This window comes from Paraburkholderia pallida (assembly GCF_004524855.1).
In the GTDB taxonomy this organism is placed as follows: Bacteria; Pseudomonadota; Gammaproteobacteria; order Burkholderiales; family Burkholderiaceae; genus Paraburkholderia; species Paraburkholderia oxyphila.
In genome coordinates, this window is record NZ_CP038148.1 from 515,854 (window position 1) to 538,413 (window position 22,560).

At 68.4% G+C, this 22,560-nt stretch carries 17 protein-coding genes; 13 read left to right on the top strand and 4 right to left on the bottom strand.

Annotation, left to right across the window (positions count from 1 at the left end):
- Positions 1 to 186 precede the first annotated feature (186 nt).
- The 7 genes from E1956_RS02275 to E1956_RS02305 all read left to right on the top strand — a co-directional run bounded on the left by E1956_RS02275 (position 187) and on the right by E1956_RS02305 (position 7,994).
- Positions 187 to 705, top strand: coding sequence for a (2Fe-2S)-binding protein (locus E1956_RS02275; protein ID WP_134747040.1), 519 nt, complete (start codon positions 187 to 189; stop codon positions 703 to 705).
- 13 nt (positions 706 to 718) lie between these two features.
- On the top strand, positions 719 to 3,124 hold the full coding sequence (locus E1956_RS02280) for a xanthine dehydrogenase family protein molybdopterin-binding subunit (protein WP_134747042.1): 2,406 nt from the start codon (positions 719 to 721) through the stop codon (positions 3,122 to 3,124).
- A gap of 13 nt (positions 3,125 to 3,137) precedes the next feature.
- The gene (locus E1956_RS02285) at positions 3,138 to 3,953 is read left to right on the top strand and encodes an FAD binding domain-containing protein (RefSeq protein WP_134747043.1); all 816 of its coding nucleotides are present in this window, start codon (positions 3,138 to 3,140) and stop codon (positions 3,951 to 3,953) included.
- 198 nt (positions 3,954 to 4,151) lie between these two features.
- Positions 4,152 to 5,039: an AAA family ATPase gene (locus tag E1956_RS02290; RefSeq protein ID WP_134747046.1), complete on the top strand. Its 888-nt coding sequence runs from the start codon at positions 4,152 to 4,154 to the stop codon at positions 5,037 to 5,039.
- A gap of 107 nt (positions 5,040 to 5,146) precedes the next feature.
- On the top strand, positions 5,147 to 6,433 hold the full coding sequence (locus tag E1956_RS02295) for a vWA domain-containing protein (protein ID WP_232071344.1): 1,287 nt from the start codon (positions 5,147 to 5,149) through the stop codon (positions 6,431 to 6,433).
- Positions 6,424 to 6,999, top strand: a complete 576-nt coding sequence (locus E1956_RS02300) for a CoxG family protein (RefSeq protein ID WP_134747050.1) — start codon at positions 6,424 to 6,426, stop codon at positions 6,997 to 6,999. Before E1956_RS02295 ends, E1956_RS02300 begins: the two co-directional genes overlap by 10 nt.
- Complete coding sequence (locus E1956_RS02305; RefSeq protein WP_134747052.1) at positions 6,972 to 7,994, top strand: XdhC family protein; 1,023 nt, start codon at positions 6,972 to 6,974, stop codon at positions 7,992 to 7,994. The genes E1956_RS02300 and E1956_RS02305 overlap by 28 nt, the downstream gene beginning before the upstream one ends.
- Before the next feature lie 109 nt (positions 7,995 to 8,103).
- Here the strand turns inward: E1956_RS02305 and E1956_RS02310 are convergent, their stop codons facing one another.
- Together E1956_RS02310 and E1956_RS02315 are read right to left on the bottom strand one after the other, a co-directional pair.
- A complete protein-coding gene (locus E1956_RS02310) occupies positions 8,104 to 9,513 on the bottom strand; it encodes an HdeD family acid-resistance protein (RefSeq protein WP_134747054.1) in 1,410 nt (469 codons plus the stop codon).
- A gap of 124 nt (positions 9,514 to 9,637) precedes the next feature.
- A complete protein-coding gene (locus E1956_RS02315) occupies positions 9,638 to 10,384 on the bottom strand; it encodes a PepSY-associated TM helix domain-containing protein (RefSeq protein ID WP_232071226.1) in 747 nt (248 codons plus the stop codon).
- 359 nt (positions 10,385 to 10,743) lie between these two features.
- Here E1956_RS02315 and E1956_RS02320 point away from each other — a divergent pair, with 359 nt between their 5' ends.
- Complete coding sequence (locus E1956_RS02320; RefSeq protein WP_134747056.1) at positions 10,744 to 12,726, top strand: DUF3857 domain-containing transglutaminase family protein; 1,983 nt, start codon at positions 10,744 to 10,746, stop codon at positions 12,724 to 12,726.
- Positions 12,727 to 12,773: 47 nt separating this feature from the next.
- Here the strand turns inward: E1956_RS02320 and E1956_RS02325 are convergent, their stop codons facing one another.
- Together E1956_RS02325 and E1956_RS02330 are read right to left on the bottom strand one after the other, a co-directional pair.
- Entirely contained in the window at positions 12,774 to 13,841 is a 1,068-nt protein-coding gene (locus E1956_RS02325; protein WP_134747058.1) for a serine/threonine protein kinase, read from the bottom strand.
- Positions 13,842 to 13,922: 81 nt separating this feature from the next.
- Positions 13,923 to 14,135, bottom strand: a complete 213-nt coding sequence (locus E1956_RS02330) for a hypothetical protein (RefSeq protein WP_028217228.1) — start codon at positions 14,133 to 14,135, stop codon at positions 13,923 to 13,925.
- 437 nt (positions 14,136 to 14,572) lie between these two features.
- Between E1956_RS02330 and E1956_RS02335 the strand changes: the two genes are divergently transcribed.
- From E1956_RS02335 to E1956_RS02355, 5 genes are all read left to right on the top strand, one after another.
- The gene (locus E1956_RS02335; RefSeq protein ID WP_134747060.1) at positions 14,573 to 17,755 is read left to right on the top strand and encodes an efflux RND transporter permease subunit; all 3,183 of its coding nucleotides are present in this window, start codon (positions 14,573 to 14,575) and stop codon (positions 17,753 to 17,755) included.
- Between the two features lie 36 nt (positions 17,756 to 17,791).
- Entirely contained in the window at positions 17,792 to 19,177 is a 1,386-nt protein-coding gene (locus E1956_RS02340) for an efflux RND transporter periplasmic adaptor subunit (protein ID WP_134747062.1), read from the top strand.
- A gap of 11 nt (positions 19,178 to 19,188) precedes the next feature.
- Positions 19,189 to 20,712, top strand: coding sequence for an efflux transporter outer membrane subunit (locus tag E1956_RS02345; RefSeq protein ID WP_134747064.1), 1,524 nt, complete (start codon positions 19,189 to 19,191; stop codon positions 20,710 to 20,712).
- Positions 20,713 to 20,792: 80 nt separating this feature from the next.
- Positions 20,793 to 22,061, top strand: a complete 1,269-nt coding sequence (locus E1956_RS02350) for an MFS transporter (RefSeq protein WP_134747066.1) — start codon at positions 20,793 to 20,795, stop codon at positions 22,059 to 22,061.
- Between the two features lie 312 nt (positions 22,062 to 22,373).
- Positions 22,374 to 22,559 (top strand): hypothetical protein, encoded by a 186-nt coding sequence (locus E1956_RS02355; RefSeq protein ID WP_028217232.1) that lies wholly within the window; start codon positions 22,374 to 22,376, stop codon positions 22,557 to 22,559.
- Position 22,560: the final 1 nt, after the last annotated feature.

Sequence of the window (22,560 nt, forward strand, 5' to 3'; positions counted from 1 at the left end):
GCCTGCCCGCCAGCGCGCGCGGCAGACGCATCGCGCCCGGCGCGCGGCGCACGCTGGGCGATAGACAGCAGGCGGCACAAGCGGGGCAATGGATGCATGCGGGCCCAGGCCGGTCCCTACCATCACTTTGCATGGGACCAGAGCACGACGCGCGACGCTCGAACTCTGGCCAAGAGGAGACAGTCAATGGCGATCAGTCTCAGCCTGACGGTCAACGGCAAGCCCGTGACCGCCGAAGTCGAACCCCACACGTTGCTAGTCCAGTTCCTGCGCGAGCAGTTGCGCCTCACCGGCACGCACGTCGGCTGCGACACCGCGCAGTGCGGCGCGTGCACGGTCCACCTCAACGGACGCGCGGTCAAGTCGTGCAACCAGCTCGCCGTGCAGTGCGAGGGCATGGACGTGACGACGATCGAAGGACTCGCGGCCGCTTATGGGAACACCAGCGGGAACGGCGCGCTACATCCCATGCAGGCGGCTTTCCGCGAATGCCATGGCCTGCAATGCGGCTTCTGCACGCCCGGCATGGTGATGAGCGCCACCGCGCTCGTCGCCGAAAAGCCTGGCCTCACCGAAGCCGACGTGCGCGCGGGCCTCGACGGCAATCTGTGCCGCTGTACGGGCTATCACAACATCGTGAAGGCCGTGCTCGCGGGCGCCGAAGGCATGGCTGCACCGGCCACGTCAGCCGCATCGGCAGCATAAGGGGAGACACGCCATGAACGCACCCGACTCCCAAACGCCCCGCATGATCGGCGCCTCGGTCAAGCGCAAGGAAGACTATCGCTTCCTCACCGGCGCGGGCCAATACACCGACGACGTCGTCCTGCCCGCCCAGACCTATGCCGTGTTCGTGCGCTCGCCGCATGCGCATGCGCGCATCAAGAGCATCGACATCAACGCGGCCAAGGCCGCGCCCGGCGTGGTGGCCGTCTTCACCGGCGCGGACCTCGCCGCCGAGAACGTGGGCGGCCTGCCGTGCGGCTGGCTCATCCACAGCATCGACGGCACGGCCATGCACGAGCCGCCGCATCCGGTGATCGCACACGAGAAGGCGCTTCACGTAGGTGACCAGGTCGCGCTCGTGATCGCCGAATCGCTGAAAGAAGCGAAGGACGCCGCCGAGCTGGTCGAAGTCGATTACGAAGAGCTGCCCGCCACCGTCGACACCGCGCAGGCCGCCGCCGCGGGCCAGGCGCTCGTGCACGACGGCGTGCCGAACAACACCTGCTACACGTGGGGCCACGGCGACAAGGCCGCCACCGACGCCGCCTTCGCCACCGCCGCGCACGTCACGACGCTCGACATCGTGAACAACCGGCTCATCCCGAACGCGATCGAGCCGCGCGCCGTGAACGCGAGCTACAGCCGCCACGACGACGGCTACACCGTCTATGTGTCGAACCAGAACCCGCACGTCGAGCGGCTACTCATGGCCGCATTCGTGCTCGGGCTGCCGGAGACGAAGCTGCGCATCGTCGCGCCCGACGTGGGCGGCGGCTTCGGCTCGAAGATCTTTCTGTATGCCGAAGACGTGGCGCTCACCTGGGCTGCAAAGAAGATTGGCCGCCCGGTGAAGTGGACGGCCGAGCGCAGCGAGTCGTTCGTCTCCGACGCCCATGGCCGCGACCACGTGACGAAGGCCGAGCTCGCGCTCGACAAGGACAGCAAGTTCCTCGCCATGCGCGTGCACACCACGGCGAACATGGGCGCGTATCTTTCGACCTTCGCTTCGAGCGTGCCCACCATCCTCTACGCGACGCTGCTCGCGGGCCAGTACACCACGCCCGCGATCTACGCCGAGGTGAAGGCCGTGTTCACGAACACGGTGCCCGTGGACGCGTATCGCGGCGCGGGCCGCCCCGAGGCGACCTACGTGGTCGAGCGGCTCGTGGAGACCGCCGCACGCGAGATGAACCTCGACCCGGCCGAAATCCGCCGGCGCAACTTCATCACGAGCTTCCCCTACGCGACGCCCGTGGGCCTCACCTACGACACCGGCGACTACGAAGCCTGCCTCTCTCGCGCGCTCGAGCTCGCCGACGTGCAGGGCTACGCGGCGCGGCGCGATGCATCGAAGGCCCAAGGGAAGCTGCGCGGCCTCGGCTACTCGTGCTACATCGAGGCATGCGGCCTCGCACCATCGAATATTGCCGGGGCGCTCGGCGCGCGCGCGGGCCTGTTCGAAGCGGGCGAGATCCGCGTGAATCCCACCGGCTCGGTCACCGTCTTCACGGGCTCGCATAGCCACGGCCAGGGCCATGAAACGACTTTCGCGCAGGTGGTGTCCGAGCGTCTGGGCGTGCCCATCGAGCAGATCGAGATCGTGCACGGCGACACCGCGCGCATTCCGTTCGGCATGGGCACCTATGGCTCACGCTCGATAGCGGTGGGCGGCTCGGCCATCATGAAGGCGCTCGACAAGATCGAGGCGAAGGCGAAGAAGATCGCCGCGCACATGCTCGAAGCGGGCGTGGAGGACATCGAGTTCGCCGACGGCGTGTTCCGCGTCGCGGGCACCGACCGCACCAAGACCTTCGCCGAAATCGCGCTCTCGGCCTACGTGCCGCACAACTATCCGCTCGAAACACTCGAGCCGGGCCTCGACGAAAGCGCGTTCTACGACCCCACCAATTTCACCTATCCGTCGGGCGCGTATATCTGCGAGCTCGAAGTCGATCCCGACACCGGCGAGACGCGCATCGACCGCTTCACGGCCGTGGACGACTTCGGCAACGTCATCAATCCGATGATCGTCGAAGGCCAGGTGCACGGCGGCCTCGGCCAGGGCATCGGCCAGGCGCTGCTCGAGCGGTGCGTCTACGACAACGAGAGCGGCCAGCTGCTCTCGGGCTCGTACATGGACTACGCGATGCCGCACGCCTCCGATGTGCCGTCGTTCACGGTGGAAACCGCGAAAGGCACGCCGTGCACGCACAATCCGCTCGGCGTGAAGGGCTGCGGCGAGGCGGGCGCGATCGGCTCGCCGCCCGCCGTCATCAACGCGATCATCGATGCGCTCGCACCACTCGGCGTGAAGGACCTGCAGATGCCGGCCACGCCGCATCGTGTCTGGCAGGCGATCCAGGCCGCGCAGTCGACGCAGGCATCACAACAACCTTGAGCGGAGGCGCACCATGTATGCATTCGACTACCAGCGCGCCAGTGACGCGCAAGGCGCAGTGAAGACGCTTGGCGCCGACCCAGATGCCAAATTTCTCGCGGGCGGCCAGAGCCTGCTCGCGGCGATGAAGCTGCGGCTCGCCCAGCCTTCGACGCTCGTGGACGTCACGCGCATTCCCGAGCTCAAGACCGTGCAGGTGGACGGCAAGGTGGTGAAGATCGGCGCCGCGGTCTGCCACGCCGACGTGGCGGCCAACGCGCAGATCCAGGCCACGCTGCCGGCGCTGGCGCAACTGGCCGCCGGCATCGGCGACCGCCAGGTGCGCGCGTTCGGCACACTGGGCGGCTCGCTCGCCAACGACGACCCCGCCGCCGACTACCCCGCTGCCGTGCTTGGACTGGGCGCCACGGTCGTGACGGACCGCCGGCGCATCGCCGCCGACGACTTCTTCCTTGGCATGTACGAAACCGCGCTCGAACCTGACGAGCTGATCGTCGCGGTCGAGTTTCCGGTGCCGCAGCGCGCCGCTTATGAGAAGTTCCACAACCCGGCCTCGCATTTCGCGTTGACGGGGGTGTTCGTCGCGCAGTTCGCGGATGGCTCCGCGGCGGGCGATCCCGTGCGCGTGGCGGTCACGGGCGCGGCGTCTTCGGTGTTCCGCGCCACCGCACTCGAAGACGCGCTCAAGGCGAGCTTCACGGCCGCCGCCGCGCGCGCGGTGAGCATCGCGCCGGACGAGCTCAACACCGACCTGCACGCGAGCGCGGCATACCGCGCGCACCTGATCCCGGTGCTGGCGGCGCGGGCAGTGACGAAGGCGCTCGGCTAGACTCGCGGTTCACGGCCGCTCGCGCCGCGCCCAGCATCACGCGCGGTGCGAGCGGCCGACTGCGTATTGCCGCCGTATTGCCGCCGCGCAGGCGCTTTTTGCCGGCGCCGTTTGGCTGCGGTACGCGCAGGTGTTTTTCGTCAGCGTTTTTCATCCGCCCTTCTTGCCAGCATTTCTAGCCCTACTTTCAGGCCCGCCATGCTCCCCGCCACGATCGACGACACGCTCTCGCAGCTCGAAGCGCAAGGCTATTTCGCGAGCCGCGAACTGGCCACGGCGTTGTTTCTCGCGCTCAAGATGGAGCGCCCGCTCTTCCTCGAAGGCGAGCCGGGCGTGGGCAAGACCGAGCTGGCGAAGGCGGCGGCGGCGCTCGCCGGCACCACCCTGCTGCGCCTGCAGTGCTACGAGGGGCTCGACACGGCCAGCGCGCTCTACGAGTGGGACTATCCGCGCCAGATCATGGCGCTGCGTCTGGCCGAAGCCGCGGGCGAGAAGCCGCGCGGCGACACGCTCTATCGCGACGAATTCCTGCTGAAGCGCCCACTGCTGCAGGCGTTGCAACCGGACCCGCATCATCCCGGCGCGCGCCGCGTGCTGCTGATCGACGAGATCGACCGCGCCGATGAGCCGTTCGAAGCCTTCCTGCTCGAGCTTCTTTCGGACTTCCAGGTGTCGATTCCCGAGTACGGCACGGTGCGCGCGAGCGTGCCGCCGCTCGTCGTGATCACCTCGAACCGCACGCGCGAGGTCCACGACGCGCTCAAGCGGCGCTGCCTCTATCAATGGCTCGGCTACCCCGAGCGCGCGCGGGAGCTTGCCATCGTCGCGGCGCGCGCGCCCGAGACCGGCGCCGAGCTGCAGCGCCGCGCCGTGGCCTTCGTGCATCAGCTGCGCACGATGGATCTGTTCAAGGCGCCCGGCATTGCCGAGACGATCGACTGGTGCCGCGCGCTCGCGGCGCTCTCGGTCACCGAGCTCGACCCGCAGTCGGTGCAGGACACGCTCGGCGTGCTGCTCAAGTATCAGGACGATCTCGCGCAGCTCGACCCGCAGCAAATCGCGCAAACGCTCGCGCTCGCGGAGTGACGCCGATGCCGCACGCGCCGAACCGCCCACACGAAACGCAGCGAGCGCAGGAAGCGCCGCCATCGCACGCCCGGTGCGACGCACTCGAAGCGCCCGTCCTGCCACCCATGTTCGCGCGCAACGTCGTGCATTTCGTGCGCGTGCTGCGCGGCGCCGGCTTGCCGATGTCGAGCGCGCGCGCCGTCGATGCGCTCGAAGCGCTGAGCTTCATCGACCTCACGCGCCGCGACGACGTCCGCGCCGCGCTGGCCGCCTTGCTCACCGCCGCGCCCGACGAGCGCGAGCTCTTTAACGCCGCGTTCGAGCTGTTCTGGCGCGATCCCGACTGGGAGGGCAAGCTGCGCGCGCTGCTGCTGCCGAAAGTCCAGGGCGCCCTGCCGCCGCCGCGCCGCAACAATCGCCTCGCCGATGCGCTCGCAGCACGCCAGGCCTCGCGCGCGGGCTCGCAGCCGCCGCCCGCGCACGAACAGCACGAGCTGCGCGCGCATGCAAGCTTCAGCGCCGAGGAGCGCCTGCGCCATCGCGACTTCGACACGCTTTCCGCCGACGAATGGCGCACGCTGCGCCACCTGATCCGCGCGCGGCGCCTGCCGCTCGCCACCGAGCGCACGCGACGCCTGAAGGCGTCGTCGCACGGCACGCATGCCGACTTGCGCGCGAGCGCGCGCCACGCCGTGCGCGCGGGCGGCGACTGGACCGTCTGGAAGTACCGCGCGTGCGTCGAACGCAAGGTGCCGCTCGTGCTGCTGCTCGACATTTCCGGGTCTATGAGCAGCTATTCGCGCGCCGTGCTCTACTTCTGTCATGCGCTGCTGCAATCGCGCGAACGGCTGCAAGTGTTCCTGTTCGGCACGCGCCTCACGCACGCCACGCGCGCGCTGCGCGAACGCGACCCCGATGTCGCGCTCGCCCAGCTCGCCACGCAGGTGGCGGACTGGTCGGGCGGCACGCGCATCGGCGAGACGCTCGCGCAGTTCAACCGGCGCTGGGCGCGCCGCGTGCTCGGCGGCCGGGCCACCGTGCTGATGGTCACCGATGGCCTCGATCACGACCCGGGTAGCGCGCTCGCCGAGGAAATGGCGCGCCTGCACCGCTTTGCGCATCGCGTGGTGTGGCTCAATCCGCTGTTGCGCTACCGCGGTTTCGAAGCGAAGGCACGCGGCGTGCAGGCGATGCTGCCGCACGTCGATGCGCATTACCCTGTTCACAACCTGGAGAGCCTGGAAGCATTCGGCCGCAGCCTGCAAGACGCATCGCCCGAGCGTTCGCGCCCGTATGCGTTGCTTGTGTCGACGCAAGCGGCCAAACCCTCTCCAACGACGCAGGAATCGAAGCAGCGACGAACGCTGGAACCAACGCAGGGACCAATCCAAGGAGCGACACGATGGAGCTGACCGAAAGCCACACGCTGCCGGTGCCGCAGCAGCGCGCGTGGGAAGCCCTCAACGACACGGCGATACTCAAGGCGTGCATTCCGGGCTGCGAGAGCATCGATGCCGACGGCGAGAACGCGTATGCTGTCGCCCTCACCGCCGCGGTCGGGCCCGTGAAGGCGCGCTTTAAGGGCCGCATGCAGCTCGCCGACATCGACGCGCCGCGCAGCTACACGATCCAGTTCGAGGGCCAGGGCGGCGCGGCGGGCTTCGGCAAGGGCGATGCGCGCGTGATGCTCGAACCCGCGGGCGAGGACGCCACCACGCTCAGCTACACGGCCAGCGCCCAGGTGGGCGGCAAGCTCGCGCAGATCGGCTCGCGGCTCGTGGACGGCGCGGCCCGCAAGATCGCCGCCGAGTTTTTCAAGCGCTTCACCGAGCAGCTCGGTGGCGGCGCCGATGAAGCAAGCGCGGAAGCGCAGCAAGAGACATCCGAAACACAAGCCGCCAGCGACGCCGAAGGCGCCGGCGGCGATGAACCGCAAAAGAGGAAACGATCATGGACAGCGTGGATCTCGAAGTCCTGAAATCCAGCGTTCGCTGGCTCGAGGAAGGCCATCGCGCCCTGCTGGTGACGGTGGTGAAGACGTGGGGCTCGTCGCCGCGTCCGGAGGGCGCGATGCTCGTTGTGCGCGACGACGGCCAGGTCGTGGGCTCGGTCTCGGGCGGCTGCATCGAAGACGACCTGATCGATCGCGTGCGCCGCGAAGGCATCGGCATCGTCAAGCCCGAGGCCGTGAAATACGGCATCACGGCGGAAGAGGCGCATCGCTTCGGGCTGCCCTGCGGCGGCACCATCCAGCTCGTGCTGGAGCCGCTCACCGAGGCTTCGGGCATTCCCGCGCTGCTCGAAGCGGTCGAGCGCGGCGAGCTGGTCGCGCGCACGCTCGACATCGCCAGCGGCAAGGCCACGCTCGGCCCCGCGAGGGCCACCGACGGCGTGGACTTCGACGACACGCGCCTGCTCACGATCCACGGCCCGCGCTACCGCATGCTCGTGATCGGCGCGGGGCAGCTCTCGCACTACCTGTGCCAGATCGCCGTGGGGCTCGACTACCAGGTGACGGTATGCGACCCGCGCGAGGAATACACCGATACGTGGGACGTGCCCGGCACCGCGCTCGTGCGCACCATGCCCGACGACACCGTGCTCGACATGAAGCTCGACGAGCGCTGCGCCGTGATCGCGCTCACGCACGACCCGAAGCTCGACGACCTCGCGCTCATGGAGGCGCTCAAGACGCGCGCGTTCTACGTGGGCGCGCTCGGCTCGCGGCGCAACAACGCGGCGCGGCGCGAGCGGCTCAAGGAGTTCGATCTGAGCGACGCGGAGCTCGCACGGCTGCACGGGCCGGTGGGCATCTATATCGGCAGCCGCACGCCGCCCGAGATCGCCGTATCGATCCTGGCCGAAGTCACGGCGGCGAAGAACGGCGTCTCGCTGCCCACCCTGCTTCAGGTCGAAGGCGCCAAGGCCGCGCGCGAACAGGCTGCGAGCGTCGGGTCGAGCTGCGACGTCTGAAGGTGCTGGACGGGGGTATCCGAGGGTACCGGGCGTTGCCGGCGACATCGGCGGCGCGGCGGGCGTGGCCGGTACGACACCGCGCGGCCGGCCGCGCCGTTGCGCCACTTCAGGCGCGGCGCGAACCCGCGTTGTGCCCGTCCCCGGCGTTCTCGTGTCTTTCTGCGCGTGCGCCGCGCGGCCTGAGCAGCCGCCCGAGCCGCGCCCCCACGAGCCGCATTGCGCGCGTCCATCCGGCGGGGCGCGGGTCCGCGAGCATGCTCAGCGCCCGCGCATAGTCGAGCGTCAAGCCGGGCGTCCAGGCCATCGTCTGACCGCGCTTGCGCACCTGCGCGGCCACCCATAGCTCCGGCGTCGCGAGCATGCGCACGAAGGCCAGCCAGCCGCCGCCCCACACGCGCGGCGTCGCGCCTTCGAGCGCCGCCTCCAGCGCGTGCGAGACCGTGCTCGAGCAGTTGCGGTGCGTGAGGTTGTAGGTCGTGTCGGCGCGATAGTGCTGCCAGAAGCGTGCGAGCCGCTGCGCGTCGTAGTTGCGGATGCGCACCTGGCGCGTGGACGGGCACCACGCCTTCGATTCGGTCGCGTAATCGGGCTGGAACAGGCCCGGCACGTCGTTCTCCGCGGTCGCGCGCAAGATACGCGAGAACTCGTCGGGCGAGCGGTCGATCTCCACCGCCGGATACAGGCTGATGTAGACGTGCTCGGGCGTTTCCAGCGCCGCGTGGCCCGTCGAGATCACGCCATCGCGGTCCACGGCCGCGATATAGCGGTCGATCACCGGCTGGCGCCGCGCCTCGGCCTTCGAGGTGCCCACCGGCGTCCACACGTGCACGGTGAGCGCGCGCTCGTGATCCTCGGGCGGCCCGTCGAACACGGTCTGCGCGAGCCGGGGCCCGACGCTGCCGGTCACGCCCACGGCACTCGCCGCGAGCGCCGCCGCGCCACCCTGCGCCGCCGCCGGATTCACGCCGAGCCGCCGCGCGCGCAACGCGAGCAGCAGCAGGTTCCAGCCGGTGAAGATCAGCACGAGGCCCAGGCAATACGGCACGGTGCCCTTGTAGTGCGTGGGATAGGGCTGATAGAGAAAGATCGCGATGGCGATCTCCAGCGCGCCGCCCGCCACCGCGAATTTCCAGCTCCGGTAGCGCACGACCCAGGCGGAGACGATCTGCAGGAGGCCATCGGCGAGAAAGAGCGTCGCGAACACCATCGAGAGGATGAACGGCGCCTGCCGCAAGCCCGAGAGGATGAGCGCGGCGGTCGTGCAGAACGCGAGCCCCTTCACGTAGCGCAGCGTGCGCTGGCCGCCCATGCCGGTCCAGGCGACGGCGAGCGTCGCGAGGCCTTCGACGAGCAGCAGCCAGGCGAACGGCGCGACGCGAAAAACCAGCACGCCGTCGAGCGCGTCGATGAAAAGCGCCGTGCCGAGCGCCGCGCTCGCCGCGCCCACGATCAGCACCCCGCGCCAACGCGCGCGCAAGTAGTCGACGCCCAGCAGGATCATCATGAGCCGCACCATCGTTCACTCCGCGCTGGCGGTTTTCACGAGAGTGATGCTACGCCGCATCGGCGCCGGCCTGTCACGAAGGTGCGCGGTGCGTGCAGGCGAACCGGATCATCGGTTGCGCGCGCAAGGAAGCGGGCTAGAGCAACCCAAACGCAAACGCCGCCGCCACCGAGCCCGCCACGAGCACCACGCCCGTGGTTCGGCGCCGGTTGAGCTCGGTCCACAGCAGCACGCCGGTCAGCGAAAGCAGGATGAGGCTGCCCGCGATGGTGTCCATGAGCAGCACCCAGCCGATGCCCATGCCCACGCCGCGATGGAGATTGTTCAGCGTCGCGAGGAATGGGCTCTGCGTGCGGCGCACGGCGACCGTGCTATTGCCCACCCAGTACTCCACGGCAACGCTCTGGCGCGGCCCCATCAACGCGAACTGCCAGGACTCGGGCTGCACGACGCTGCGCTCGCCCCACGCCACCGGATGCGCGCGCTCGCGGCGGATCTTGCCCGGCTTGCCGTCGAACGCCAGCTCGCGCTGGAGCCACTGCGCGAGCGCCTCGGGCGTGGCCGGACGCGCGGCGGGCAACGCGAGCTGCATCTGCGTGACCTGGGGCGTGCCCGTGGAGATCTGCAGCGGCCCCGCGCGATGATTGAGCAAGAAGCCCGTCACGCCGAACAGGAGCCCCAGCACCGCGCCCCACAGCCCCACCCAGCCATGCACCTTGCGCAGCCACTTGATGAAGGTCGCGCGGCGCGAGCGCTGGCGCCGCGCGGCGAGATCGACGGCCTCGAGGGACTGGCCGGTGCGGCGCGAGGGATCGAAGCGAACGCCATCGCCAGCTTCGGTGCTCGGGGATTCGATCAGGGGCTCGTCAAGGCGGGCGTTCAAGGCACGACTCCAGGCACGCGGCGCGCAAGCGTCCGCCGGCCCCTCCCGGGCCGCGCCGACACGCGCCAATTCGAACGGGGATGAGCGCCGCGCAGCCTGCGTCGGCCTCACCTTACAAATGAGAATAGTTATTATTACATATATGAAAGGCGGCGCGCAGCCGATTCGGCAGATTGGGCAACAGCACCGGGAAACCCCGTCCGAAGCCGCGCCGCAAGTGCCTGTCAAAAACCATGCGCGCCGCTATGTGGGGCACCCCCTTGACAAGGGAAAGGACTGACTTTTAAGTGAAGGATTGCGCCGATATTCCCAGCGAGAGCCGTCCCCAAAAACCGCAGCGCCGCCCACGGAACGCCGCCATGCGTCACGTCCTCGTTCTTTGCATCGCAATCCTCGGCACGGCCTTCGGCGCGCATGCGGCGGGGATGCCCGCGCCCATCGAGACCGCCGAGGTCGCAGCCGGCAACGCCGCCGACCAGGCGCCGTACACCAACGAATCGGAGACGCAGACGTTCACCGTCAATGCGGACGGCTCCTACACCAAACTCGACACGCTCACCTTGCGCGTCAACACCGAAGCGGGCATCGCGCGCGCGGGCCAGTACTACGTCTGGTTCAACCGCGGCATGGCGCACGTGGACGTTCTGGAAGCGTGGACCGAGGACGCCCAGGGCCGGCGCCACGACGTGCAGCCCGAGCAGATTCGCGACGTGCAGGAAGTGCGCTCCTTCGATGCCCCGATGTTCCAGGACGTGCAGGACAAGGTCATCGTGTTCCCGGCCGTCGAGCCCGGCGCGCGCGTGCATCTCACCTGGCGCAAGACTCAGCGCGTGCCGCTCGTGCCGGGCTGGTTCAGCGACTTCACGCCGCCCGACATGGCGCCGACGCACAATTTCCGCGCGATCTACGACCTGCCCGCAAAGGTCCCGCTCTACGCCGACGCGCGCGGTTTCACCGCGCTCAAGCCCGTGACGGCGAACGGCCGCACGCGCTATGAATACCGCTACGACAAGGCGAATTTCGCGCGCCTCGAATATGGTTCGGTTTCCTATGTAAGCTACGGAGACCGGCTGATGGTCTCGACCTTCCCGGACTACGCAGCATTCGCGAAGGTCTACCGCGAGGCGTCCGCCGACCCGAGCGCACGCGACGCGGCCATCGTTCAGCTCGCCCAGACGCTCACCGCTCACGACGCCACGCCGCGCGCGAAGGCGCAAACGCTTTACGACTGGGTACGCCGCAATATCCGCTACGTGGCGGTCAATGTCGGACGCGGCGAGATCGTGCCGCACCGCGTGACCGAGGTGCTCGCGAACCGCTACGGCGACTGCAAGGACCACGTCGCGCTCTATGGCGCGCTGCTCGACGCCGTGGGCGTGCGCAACGTGCCCGCGCTCGTGAACAGCGGCACGATCTACACGCTGCCTTCGGTGCCGGGCTTCGGCGTGATCAACCACGTCATCACCTGGCTGCCCGACTTGCAGCTCTTCGCGGACTCCACGGCGAACAATGTCGAGTTCGGCTATCTGCCCTCGACCGACATGGACCGCGACACCGTGCTCGCCGGCGATGGCACGCTCATGCGCACGCCCGCCACCGAAATGACCGCGCGCGACAGCGATCTCGACATCACCGTCGCCCCCGACGGCTCGGCGCACTTCATCTATCGTCTGCAGTCCGAAGGCTGGGCCGCGGAGCAGACGCGCAGCGTGCTGCGCCTGCAAACGCCGGCGCAACGCGAGGAATCGCTGCAATGGGAGCTGCGCAATGCGAACCTGCGCGGCAACGCCCTGCTCGCGTCGAGCCCGCTCGACGCCACCTCGGGGCCGCTCGTGGTGACGCTCACGGGCACGCTGGACGGCTTCGTCGACCCGGAGATGACGACGCCCGTGCCCACGCTCACGAGCCTCGTGGGCGGGCTCGATGCGAATCTGCGCTACTGGCTGGGCGAGCCGCGCCGCACGCAGCCGTTCGTCTGCCGCAACGTGGCCGTGACCGAGCGCACGCGTATCCAGTTGCCGCCGGGGCTGCGCGTGCTCGACATGCCTTCGCCGCAGCGCGCCGGGAATGCGCTGCTCGACTACAGCTCGCAGTACACGCTCGACACGGATGCAAACGTGCTGCGCGTGACGCGCACGGGCCGCACGCATTTTGCGAGCGACGTCTGCACGCCCGCCGACTTCACGCAGATGCGCCCCACCTTCGAGACCATGGCGCGCGACCTGCGCGCCCCGCTGATCGTCAAGCCCGTTGCGAAACCGGCACCAGGTGTGACGGAGCAACCGGGTAGCGCCCACGAGCTCGACGAACCGCTGGCATCGGCACCGCGCACGGCGCCTTGAGGTTTCCCGCGCAGTACGCCAACGGTGCGGCGTACGAATAACGCCGATCAAACGGGCCAGAGCGGCCCTTCCTGCATCGCGCCAATCTGCTCGCGTAATTCGAGGATGCGCTCTTCCCAATAGCGCTGCGTGTTGAACCACGGGAACGCCGCCGGGAACGCAGGATCGTTCCAGCGTCGCGCGAGCCACGCCGAGTAGTGAATGAGCCGCAGCGTGCGCAGCGCTTCGATCAAATGCAGCTCGCGCGGATCGAATTCGCAGAAGTCCTCATAGCCCGCGAGCAGATCGGCGAGCGCGCGCGAGGCGTCCGCGCGGTCGCCCGGCAGCAGCAGCCACAAATCCTGGATAGCGGGACCCATGCGACTGTCGTCGAAGTCGACGAAGTGCGGGCCTGCATCGGTCCAGAGCACGTTGCTCGGGTGGCAGTCGCCATGCAGGCGCAGCTTGCGCACGTCGCCGGCGCGCTCGAACGCCGCTTCCACGCCTTGCAGCGCGAGCGAGACGGCGGCTTGCCAGGCCTCGCGCACGTCGGCGGGCACGAAGCCGTGCTCGAGCAGATAGTCGCGCGGCTCGTAGCCATAGCTTTCGATGTCGATCGACGGGCGTGCCTGGTACGGCGCGGTTGCGCCCACCGCATGGATGCGGCCGATAAAGCGCCCGAGCCATTCGAGCGTGTCGCTACGGTCGAGCTCGGGCGCCCGGCCGCCGCGCCGCTCGAACAGCGCGAAGCGATAGCCTTCGTGCTCGTGCAGCGTGCGGCCTTCCAGGACGAGCGCGGGCACGGCGGGAATCTCGCGCGCAGCGAGCTCCGCCACGAACGCGTGCTCCTCGAGTATGGCCTCGTTGCTCCAGCGCTCGGGACGATAGAACTTCGCGACGAGGGGCGATTCGTCCTCTACGCCGATCTGGTAGACGCGGTTTTCGTAACTGTTGAGCGCGAGCATGCGGCCGTCGGTGCGGCGGCCTGTGGGCATCAGAACGCCGTCGACGGCGTCGAGCACGCATTCGGGCGTGAGGCGTGCGTAAGGCGCGCTCGGGCTGATGTCCGGCGGATCGCCGCTACCAGGCGTGGGCGCGGACGGCTCGCCCGATGCAAGTGTGGTTGGATCGTTCATCCCCGCATTGTGCATCGTGCGGGCCGCGGCGGCGAGTTCGAGGCGAACTCGCCACGAGTTCAGGCCAGATTCAGGGCGCGTTCAATGCAGGTTCGCGCCGGCGGGCAGGACATGCTCGCCCGTGTCTATCAGGTCGACCAGAAAAAAGGGTTCGGTGTTGAGTTGCCTGGACGCGCCAGGCTCGCCGACGTACCAGGTGACCATGGCCATGTCGCCGAGAATGCGCATCACGATACCGCGCGCGCCATGAGGCACGGCGATATGTACGGTGCGGACGATAGAACCGACTTGCATGATGTTTCCCCGTTCCCATTCCAGTGCCGGCTTCCCCGCAGGACAAAGCCAGTCAATGTGCTGACAAAAAACCGGTGCGCCTTCGATGTTGCGCACACATCCAACCTGCTCCGGCGAGTCGCTGCCTCGCTTCACTGCCGCTTCACAGCCTCTACTCCGATGCCCGCTGGCGCGCTTCGGACCCAACCGGTTTACGCATTGTTGCCACATTTCGCCGGCTTGCGCAAAGCAAAAAATAGGGGGGCATCTCTCATGCCCCCGTCAACCAGCGAAATCCTGACTGTAGCAGATGGTCAACACCCCCCTGCCGCGCGCTTGTGGAGCACCATCGGCAAAAGTACCCTGACTATTGCGTGCAGGCGCTATAGTCCAGCGGAACAAGGCAAGCGGCAGAAGCCCGAAACCCAGGCAGCACAAGCGAAGGAATCTTCCCGTTCATGTGGATCGTCCGGCTCGCACTCAAGCGCCCCTACACCTTCGTCGTGCTGGCGCTGCTGCTCCTGATCGTCGGCCCGCTGACGATTGTTCGCACGCCCACGGACATCTTCCCGAACATCGACATTCCCGTGCTCTCGGTCATCTGGACCTACACGGGCCTGCCCGCCGACGAGATGTCGCAACGCATCGCCATCAACTACGAACGCGGGCTTTCGGTGGCCGTCAACGACATCGAGCACACCGAGTCCACCTCGCTGAACGGCGTGACGGTCGTGAAGATCTTCTTCCAGCCGCATGCCAACGTGCAGGAGGCACTCGCTGAAGTCACGGCGCTCTCGCAAGCGCAACTGCGCTCGCTGCCGCCCGCCATCAACCCGCCGTTCATCCTGCGCTACAACGCCTCCACGGTGCCGATCCTGCGCCTGTCGCTGTCCTCGCCGCAGCTCACCGAGCAGGAGCTGTACGACTACGGCAACAACTTCCTCAAGACGCAGCTCGCCACGGTGCCGGGCGCCTCCGCGCCGCTGCCCTATGGGGGCAAGCAGCGGCAGGTCATGGTCGACATCGACCAGCGCGCGCTGCAGCAGCACAACCTCTCGCCGATGGACGTGGTGGACGCCATCGGCGCGCAGAACCTCATCCTGCCCTCGGGCACGGCGAAGATCGGCGCGGCCGAGTATTCGGTGCTGATGAATGCAAGTCCAAACACCATAGCCGGCTTGAACGACATTCCCGTGAAAACCACGGCGGCGGGCACGATCTATATCCGCGACGTGGCGCACGTGCGCGACGGCTTCATTCCGCAGACGAATATCGTGCGCGTGAACGGCCAGCGCGCCTCGCTCCTCACGATCAACAAGAGCGGCAACACCTCAACGCTCGAGATCGTCGACCGCATCAAGGAGATGATGCCGACGCTGCGCAATCTCGTGCCTTCGTCGATGAACATCGACCCGGTCGCGGACCAGTCGTTGTTCGTGCGCGCCGCCGTGCAGGGCGTGCTGCGCGAGGCGCTCATCGCCGCCGCGCTCACAGCCCTCATGATCCTGCTGTTTCTCGGCAACTGGCGCGCGACGCTCATCATCGCCATATCCATTCCGCTTTCGATGATCACGTCGATCATCGCGCTCGCAGCGCTCGGCGAGACCATCAACATCATGACGCTCGGCGGCCTCGCGCTCGCCGTCGGCATACTCGTTGATGACGCAACTGTCGCCATCGAGAACATCAGCCAGCAGCTCGAGCAGGGCAAGACGCTCGAGCAGGCGATTCTCGATGGCGCGCATCAGATCGCCATTCCCACGCTCGTCTCCACGCTCTCCATCTGCATCGTGTTCGTGCCGATGTTCCTGCTCACGGGCGTGGCGCACTACCTCTTCATTCCGCTCGCCGAAGCCGTGGTGTTCGCGATGCTCGCGTCGTACTTCTTCTCGCGCACGCTCGTGCCCACGCTCGCGAAGTATCTGCTGCGCCATCACCACAAGCCTGCCGACCTCCATCACATGCACGCGGGCACGCGCAATCCGTTCATGCGCATCCACCTCGCGTTCGAGCGCGGCTTCGAGCGCACGCGCGTGCGTTATCGCGCGTTTCTCGCGGCACGCGTCGCGCATCCGGTGTGGTTCGTGACGGCGTTTCTCGCCTGCTGCGTCGCCTCGCTGCTGTTGCTGCCGTTTCTCGGCCGCGACTTCTTTCCGCAAGTGGACGCGGGCACGATCGCGCTGCACCTGCGCGCGAAAACCGGCACGCGCGTGGAGGAGACCGCCGTCATCACCGACCGCATCGACAAGCGCATCCGCCAGCTGATTCCCGCGCGCGAGCTGCATTCGATCATCGACAACATCGGCCTGCCGGTGTCGGGCATCAACCTCTCGTACAGCAACACTGGCACGATCGGTACCTCGGACTCGGACGTGCTGATCTCGCTGAACGAGGACCACCATCCCACGGCCGACTATGTGCGCGTCTTGCGCCGCACGCTCAACGACGAATTCCCTGGCGTCCAGTTCGCCTTCCTGCCCGCCGACATCGTGAGCCAGACGCTGAACTTCGGCATGCCCGCGCCCATCGACGTGCAGATCGTGGGCCGCGACGTGGACGCCAACCGCGCCTTCGCGGCGCGCCTGCTCATGAAGCTGCGCGGCGTGCCGGGCCTTGCCGACGCGCGCATCCAGCAGCCCGCCGACCTGCCGCGCATCTTCATCGACGTGGACCGCACGCGCGCGCAGCAGGCGGGCTTCACGCAGAAGGACGTGGCGAGCGATCTGCTCATCACGCTCTCGGGCAGCCAGCAGACCACACCCGCGTTCTGGCTCAATCCGATGAACGGCGTGAGCTACAACGTGATCACCGAAGCGCCGCAATACACGATCGATTCGCTGCAGTCGCTCGCCAACATTCCGCTCACCGCGAACGGGCGCAGCAATATTCTCGGCTCGCTCGCGAGCATGCGGCGCGTGGCCGGCGACGCGGTCGTCACGCACTACAACGCGCAAACCACCATCGACATCTACGCCAGCGCGGACGGCCGCGACCTCGGCGCGGTCTCCGACGATGTCGAGAAGATCATTAGCGAGGCAAAGGACGATTTGCCCAAAAGCTCGACGATCCGCCTGCGCGGCCAGGTCGACACGATGAACAATTCGTTCTCCGGATTGTTGGGCGGCCTCGTGTTCGCGATCGTGCTCGTGTACCTCCTGATCGTCGTGAACTTCCAGTCGTGGCTCGACCCGTTCATCATCATCACGGCGCTGCCCGGCGCGCTCGCGGGCATCGTCTGGATGCTGTTCCTCACGCACACCACGCTCTCGATTCCCGCGCTCACGGGCGCCATCATGTGCATCGGCATTGCCACGGCGAACTCGATCCTCGTGATCAGCTTCGCGCGCGAGCAGTTGCGCGAGCACGGCGACGCCGCGCGCGCCGCGATCGAGGCGGGCTTCACGCGCTTTCGCCCGGTGTTGATGACGGCGCTCGCGATGGTGATCGGCATGGTGCCGATGGCCATCGGCCTCGGCGAAGGCGGCGAGCAGAACGCGCCGCTCGGGCGTGCCGTGATCGGCGGGCTCGCGGTGGGCACGCTCGCGACGCTCATCTTCGTGCCCGTGGTGTTCTCGCTCGTCTATCGGAAGCTCGGCGAGCACCGCCAGCGCGCCATCGAAAACGTAGTGCCCAAATCATGACAACGATTCTCTTCTCTCCTTCGATGCGGAGCCGCCATGCAGCCTGGCCACGCTGACGCGCCGCCGCCTCCACAGTCGCGGCCGCCCGGTGATCCACACGATGGGCGCAAGAAGCGCCGCTGGCCGCTCGTGCTCGCGGCGCTCGTGGTGATCGCGCTCGCCGCGCAGGGCATCTGGTCGCGTCACAACGCGCACGCCGCGCTCGAGCGTGAAGCTGCGCGCGCGAGCACGCTGAGCGTGCAGGTCGTCACGCCGCAACGCTCGACGCGCGCGCTCGACCTCGTGCTGCCCGGCAACGTGCAGGCGTTTCTCGACACGCCCATCTACGCGCGCACCAACGGCTATCTGCGCAAGTGGTACGCCGATATCGGCGCGCATGTGAAGGCGGGCCAGCTGCTCGCCGAAATCGACACGCCCGAAGTCGACGACCAGCTGCGCGCCGCACGCGCCGATCTCGCGAACGCTGAAGCGAACTACGCGCTCGCGAAAACGACCGCCGACCGCTGGACGCAGATGCTGCAGACCCGCTCCGTGGCGAAGCAGGACGCCGACGAGAAAGTGGGCGACATGCTCGCGAAGAAGGCGACGCTCGACGCGGCGCGCTTCAACGTCTCGCGGCTCTCGCAGTTGCAGTCGTACGAGAAGGTGATGGCGCCGTTCGACGGCATCGTCACGGCGCGCAACGTCGACGTGGGCGCGTTGATCGACGCGGGCAGCTCGGGCGGGCAGCAAAAGGAGCTGTTCCATGTCGCGCAGGCCGACCGCCTGCGCGTCTACGCGAACGTGCCGCAGGCGTACGCGCAGCAGATCCGTCCCAACCAGCACGCGTATCTCACGCTCAACGAGACGCAAGGCAAGCGCTACCCGGGCGTGGTCGCGCGCACGGCGGGTGCGGTCGATCCGCAGCAGCGCACGATGCTCGTGGAAGTGGACGTCGATAACCCCAACGGCGATCTGCTGCCCGGCGCCTATGCGCAGGTGCACTTCGCGCTGGACGGCAGCGCCACGCCGCTCACGCTGCCGGGCAACGCGTTCCTGTTCCGTCCCGATGGCGTGAAGGTCGCGACCGTCGGCGCGGATGAGCGCGTGAGGCTCGTCGAGGTCACGCTCGGCACCGACTTCGGCACGCGCGTGGCGGTGGCCGCGGGTCTCAATGGCAACGAACGCGTGATCGTGAACCCGCAGGATTCGATCGTCGATGGGACGCCGGTGCGTATCGTCGGAAAACCGGCGGGCGCGCACGATGCGGCGGGGTCCGCGGCTAATGCGGCCGCGCCAGCCCCAGCGGCCTCGCACGATGCTGCGGGCTCCGCTGCCACGCCGGCATCGGCGGCGGCGGAGCCCGCTGTCGCGCCAGGCCCGGCGGCTGCGGCCTCGGCCGCGGCGGCGCGCGGCGCGTCGTCTGACGCTACGGCGTCGTGAGGCGCCTCGCCATGAAGCGCGCCATCGCCTCGAACAGATTTGCGCGGCACAGCATGCTGCGCCGCGTGGCGCTCTGCGTCGCCGTGAGCGCCGCGCTCGCGGGCTGCAAGGTCGGCCCCGACTACGTGCGCCCGCAGATCGGCATCGCCGCCACGTACAAGGAGTTCGACGGCACCGGCTGGACGCCCGCCCAGCCCGCCGACACCGCACCGCGCGGCGCCTGGTGGTCGATCTACGGCGACGCGCAACTGGACGCGCTCGAAGCGCAGGTCGAGCACGCGAACCAGAACGTGCAGGCCGCGCAGGCGCACTTTCGCGCCGCGCGCGCGAACGTCGCGCAACAGCGCTCGAGCTTCTTCCCCACAGTGACGGCGGGCGGCGACTATTCGCGCGCGCGCACCTCGAAGAACATCGAGTTCAAGTCAACGGCTGGCTTCACGCTCAACGACTACCTCGTGGGCATCGACGCCACCTGGGAACCCGACGTCTGGGGGCGCGTGTCGCGCAGCGTCGAAAGCGCGAAGGCCAGTGCCCAGGCGAGCGCCGCCGACATGCAGGCCGTGCTGCTCTCGATGCAGGCCGAGCTTGCGACCGACTACTTCGAGTTGCGCGGCATCGACCGCGAGCGCCAGCTCCTCGACGACACGCTCGCCGCCTACCGCGAATCGCTCGCGCTCACGCAGCACCGCTACGACGTCGGCATCGCCACCGACGCCGACGTCGGCCAGGCGCAGACGCAATTGCAGACCACAGAAGCGCAGGCGATCGATCTGGGCGTGCAGCGCGCGCAACTCGAACACGCGATCGCGATCCTCACGGGGCAATCGCCGTCCACCTTCGCGCTGCCCGTGCTGCCCGGCGCGCCGCTTGCCGCAGAGGCGCTCGTCGCACCGCCCGGCGTGCCCTCGACGCTGCTGGAGCGCCGCCCGGACATCGCCGCCGCCGAGCGCCGCGTGGCCGCCGCGAATGCGCAAGTGGGCGTGGCGCAGGCGGCATTCTTCCCGACTCTCATGCTCGCGGTCACGGGCGGGCTGGAGGCGACCAATTACAGCCAATGGCTCGTCGCGCCCGCGCGCTTCTGGTCGCTCGGCCCCGCGCTCGCCGGCACGCTGCTCGACTTCGGCGGCCGCGCCGCCGTGCGCGACGAGGCGCGCGCGCAATACGACGAGAGCGTGGCCGAGTATCGCGAAACCGTGCTCGACGCGTTCGGCCAGGTCGAGGACAACCTCGCGGCCTTGCGCGTGCTCGAACAGGAGGCCGTCGCGCAAGACCGCGCGGTGGACGCCGCGCAGCGCACGCTCGCGATCATCGAGAACCGCTACAAGAGCGGCGCGATCACGTACCTCGACGTGGTGGTCGCGCAAACCACGGCGCTCACCAACGAGCGCCAGGCCGTGAGCATCGCGCGCCGGCGCCTCGCGGCGAGCGTCGCGCTCGTGAAGGCGCTGGGCGGCGGCTGGAGCACGGCCGCGCTGCCCACCGACGACGCCCTCGTGCATCCGCCCCCTTCCGAGAACGGCGGCGCAACACCCTGAGCGGAGGGAGACGGCACGGCACGGATCGTGCGAAAGGCGTATCGTTGCGCCTTTGCTTTTTTCCGCGAGGAATTTCAGTCGTGACTGCATCACCGGGCGCCGGGCGCAACACCGCGGCGCCCAGCGCCTCATCCTCCGCCACCTCATCGGCCGTTCCCTATATCGAGCGCGGCACGCCCGCCTTCTGGCACGCGAGCCTCGCGCTGCTGTTCGCGGGCTATGCCACGTTCTCGCTGCTCTATTGCGTGCAGCCGCTCTTGCCCGCGTTTTCTCAAACCTTCGGCGTGAGCCCCGCGCAGAGCAGCCTCTCGCTCTCGTTCACCACGGCTGCGCTCGCCTGCGCGATCTTCGTGGCGGGCTTCGTCTCCGAAGGCTGGAGCCGGCGCGCCATGATGACCGTCTCGCTCACCGTCTCGTCGCTGCTCACGCTCGCGGTGGCGTTCGTGCCCCACTGGCACACGCTGCTCGTGCTGCGCACACTCGAAGGCATCGCGCTCGGCGGCGTGCCCGCGGTGGCCATGGCCTGGCTCGCCGAAGAGATGCACCCCGAGGGCCTCGGCCTCTCGATGGGCCTCTACGTGGGCGGCACGGCCATCGGCGGCATGGCGGGGCGCGTGATCACGGGCATCTGCACCGATCTGCTCGGCTGGCGCGTGGCCGTGGCCGTGATCGGCGTGCTCGGGCTCGCCGCGATGTTCGCGTTCCGCGCGCTGCTGCCGCCCTCGCGCCATTTCTCGCCCAAGAGCGGCCTAGGCTTCGCGCATCACCGCGCGGCGCTCATGCGCCATTTCGCGCGGCCGGGCCTGCCCGTGCTGTTCGCGCTCGGCTTCGTGCTGATGGGCAGCTTCGTCACGCTCTACAACTACATCGGCTACCGGCTGATCGCGCCGCCCTACAACATGAGCCAGGCCGCCATCGGCGCGATCTTTCTCGTCTATCTGACCGGCGTGGTCGCCTCGCCGTGGTCGGGCCGCATGGCCGACAAGTTCGGCCGCTCGCCCGTGCTGATCGCCGCGATCGTGCTGATGCTCGCGGGTGTCGTGCTCACGATGTTCGCTTCGCTCGGCATGATCGCGACCGGCATCGGCTGCCTCACCATCGGCTTCTTCGCGGGGCACGCGGTGGCGAGCGGCTGGGTCGGGCGCCTCGCGCGCGAAGCGAAAGGCCAGGCCGCGGCGCTCTATCTGCTCGCGTACTACCTGGGCTCGAGCATCATGGGGTCGATCGGCGGGCACTTTTGGGCCAGCTGGGGCTGGAGCGGCGTGGCCGGGCTCGTGGCGGCGCTGCTCGTGGCTGGGCTGGCCGGGGCGTGGATGCTGCGCGCGCGGGAGCGGGCCGGGGCGGCGTGAGGCACGCCGTCAAGAGAAAGGCACTCGTAATATTGGCGCAAAACGAATGTGTTGCGCAGCGCATCAGCCGTAGTTCCGCAAAGCCCCGCCAGACGGGGCGCTGCGCGCCGCAGCACACACGTCACGCCCGCGCGCCGGCCCGCTTTATTCGTGAGCCTCTCCTATACTCAAATCAGGCCCGAAGCCGCAGCGGCACGCAGCACGCGATAACGACATGTTCCACGCGCCGTGTCTTCGGAGGCCGAAATGACAGCCTCGAATGGACCAGAGTCAGTGCTTAAGCCCTTACTCAGGTCAACAAAGGAGACGAGCATGGAAGGTTATTTCACGATCGGCGATTTCGTGATGATCATCCCGATGGCCCTCGCCGGCGCGCTCTTCCTCGGCGCGGTGCCGTGCGCGACCGAATTCAAGCACAACACGCTGCGGGTGATCGGCGCGCTGATCGGGGCGATGTGTGCCGTCGCGCTAGTGGAAACGCTGCCCGCGCTGATGTAGC

Bases quoted from the DNA above. Each gene is read 5' to 3' on its own strand.
- E1956_RS02300 (WP_134747050.1), top strand. From the start codon at position 6,424: ATGGAGCTGACCGAAAGCCACACGCTGCCGGTGCCGCAGCAGCGCGCG.
- E1956_RS02290 (WP_134747046.1), top strand. From the start codon at position 4,152: ATGCTCCCCGCCACGATCGACGACACGCTCTCGCAGCTCGAAGCGCAA.
- E1956_RS02345 (WP_134747064.1), top strand. From the start codon at position 19,189: ATGAAGCGCGCCATCGCCTCGAACAGATTTGCGCGGCACAGCATGCTG.
- E1956_RS02280 (WP_134747042.1), top strand. From the start codon at position 719: ATGAACGCACCCGACTCCCAAACGCCCCGCATGATCGGCGCCTCGGTC.
- E1956_RS02340 (WP_134747062.1), top strand. From the start codon at position 17,792: ATGCAGCCTGGCCACGCTGACGCGCCGCCGCCTCCACAGTCGCGGCCG.
- E1956_RS02325 (WP_134747058.1), bottom strand. From the start codon at position 13,841: ATGAACGATCCAACCACACTTGCATCGGGCGAGCCGTCCGCGCCCACG.
- E1956_RS02285 (WP_134747043.1), top strand. From the start codon at position 3,138: ATGTATGCATTCGACTACCAGCGCGCCAGTGACGCGCAAGGCGCAGTG.
- E1956_RS02355 (WP_028217232.1), top strand. From the start codon at position 22,374: ATGGAAGGTTATTTCACGATCGGCGATTTCGTGATGATCATCCCGATG.
- E1956_RS02330 (WP_028217228.1), bottom strand. From the start codon at position 14,135: ATGCAAGTCGGTTCTATCGTCCGCACCGTACATATCGCCGTGCCTCAT.
- E1956_RS02335 (WP_134747060.1), top strand. From the start codon at position 14,573: ATGTGGATCGTCCGGCTCGCACTCAAGCGCCCCTACACCTTCGTCGTG.
- E1956_RS02320 (WP_134747056.1), top strand. From the start codon at position 10,744: ATGCGTCACGTCCTCGTTCTTTGCATCGCAATCCTCGGCACGGCCTTC.
- E1956_RS02295 (WP_232071344.1), top strand. From the start codon at position 5,147: ATGTTCGCGCGCAACGTCGTGCATTTCGTGCGCGTGCTGCGCGGCGCC.
- E1956_RS02305 (WP_134747052.1), top strand. From the start codon at position 6,972: ATGGACAGCGTGGATCTCGAAGTCCTGAAATCCAGCGTTCGCTGGCTC.
- E1956_RS02275 (WP_134747040.1), top strand. From the start codon at position 187: ATGGCGATCAGTCTCAGCCTGACGGTCAACGGCAAGCCCGTGACCGCC.
- E1956_RS02310 (WP_134747054.1), bottom strand. From the start codon at position 9,513: ATGGTGCGGCTCATGATGATCCTGCTGGGCGTCGACTACTTGCGCGCG.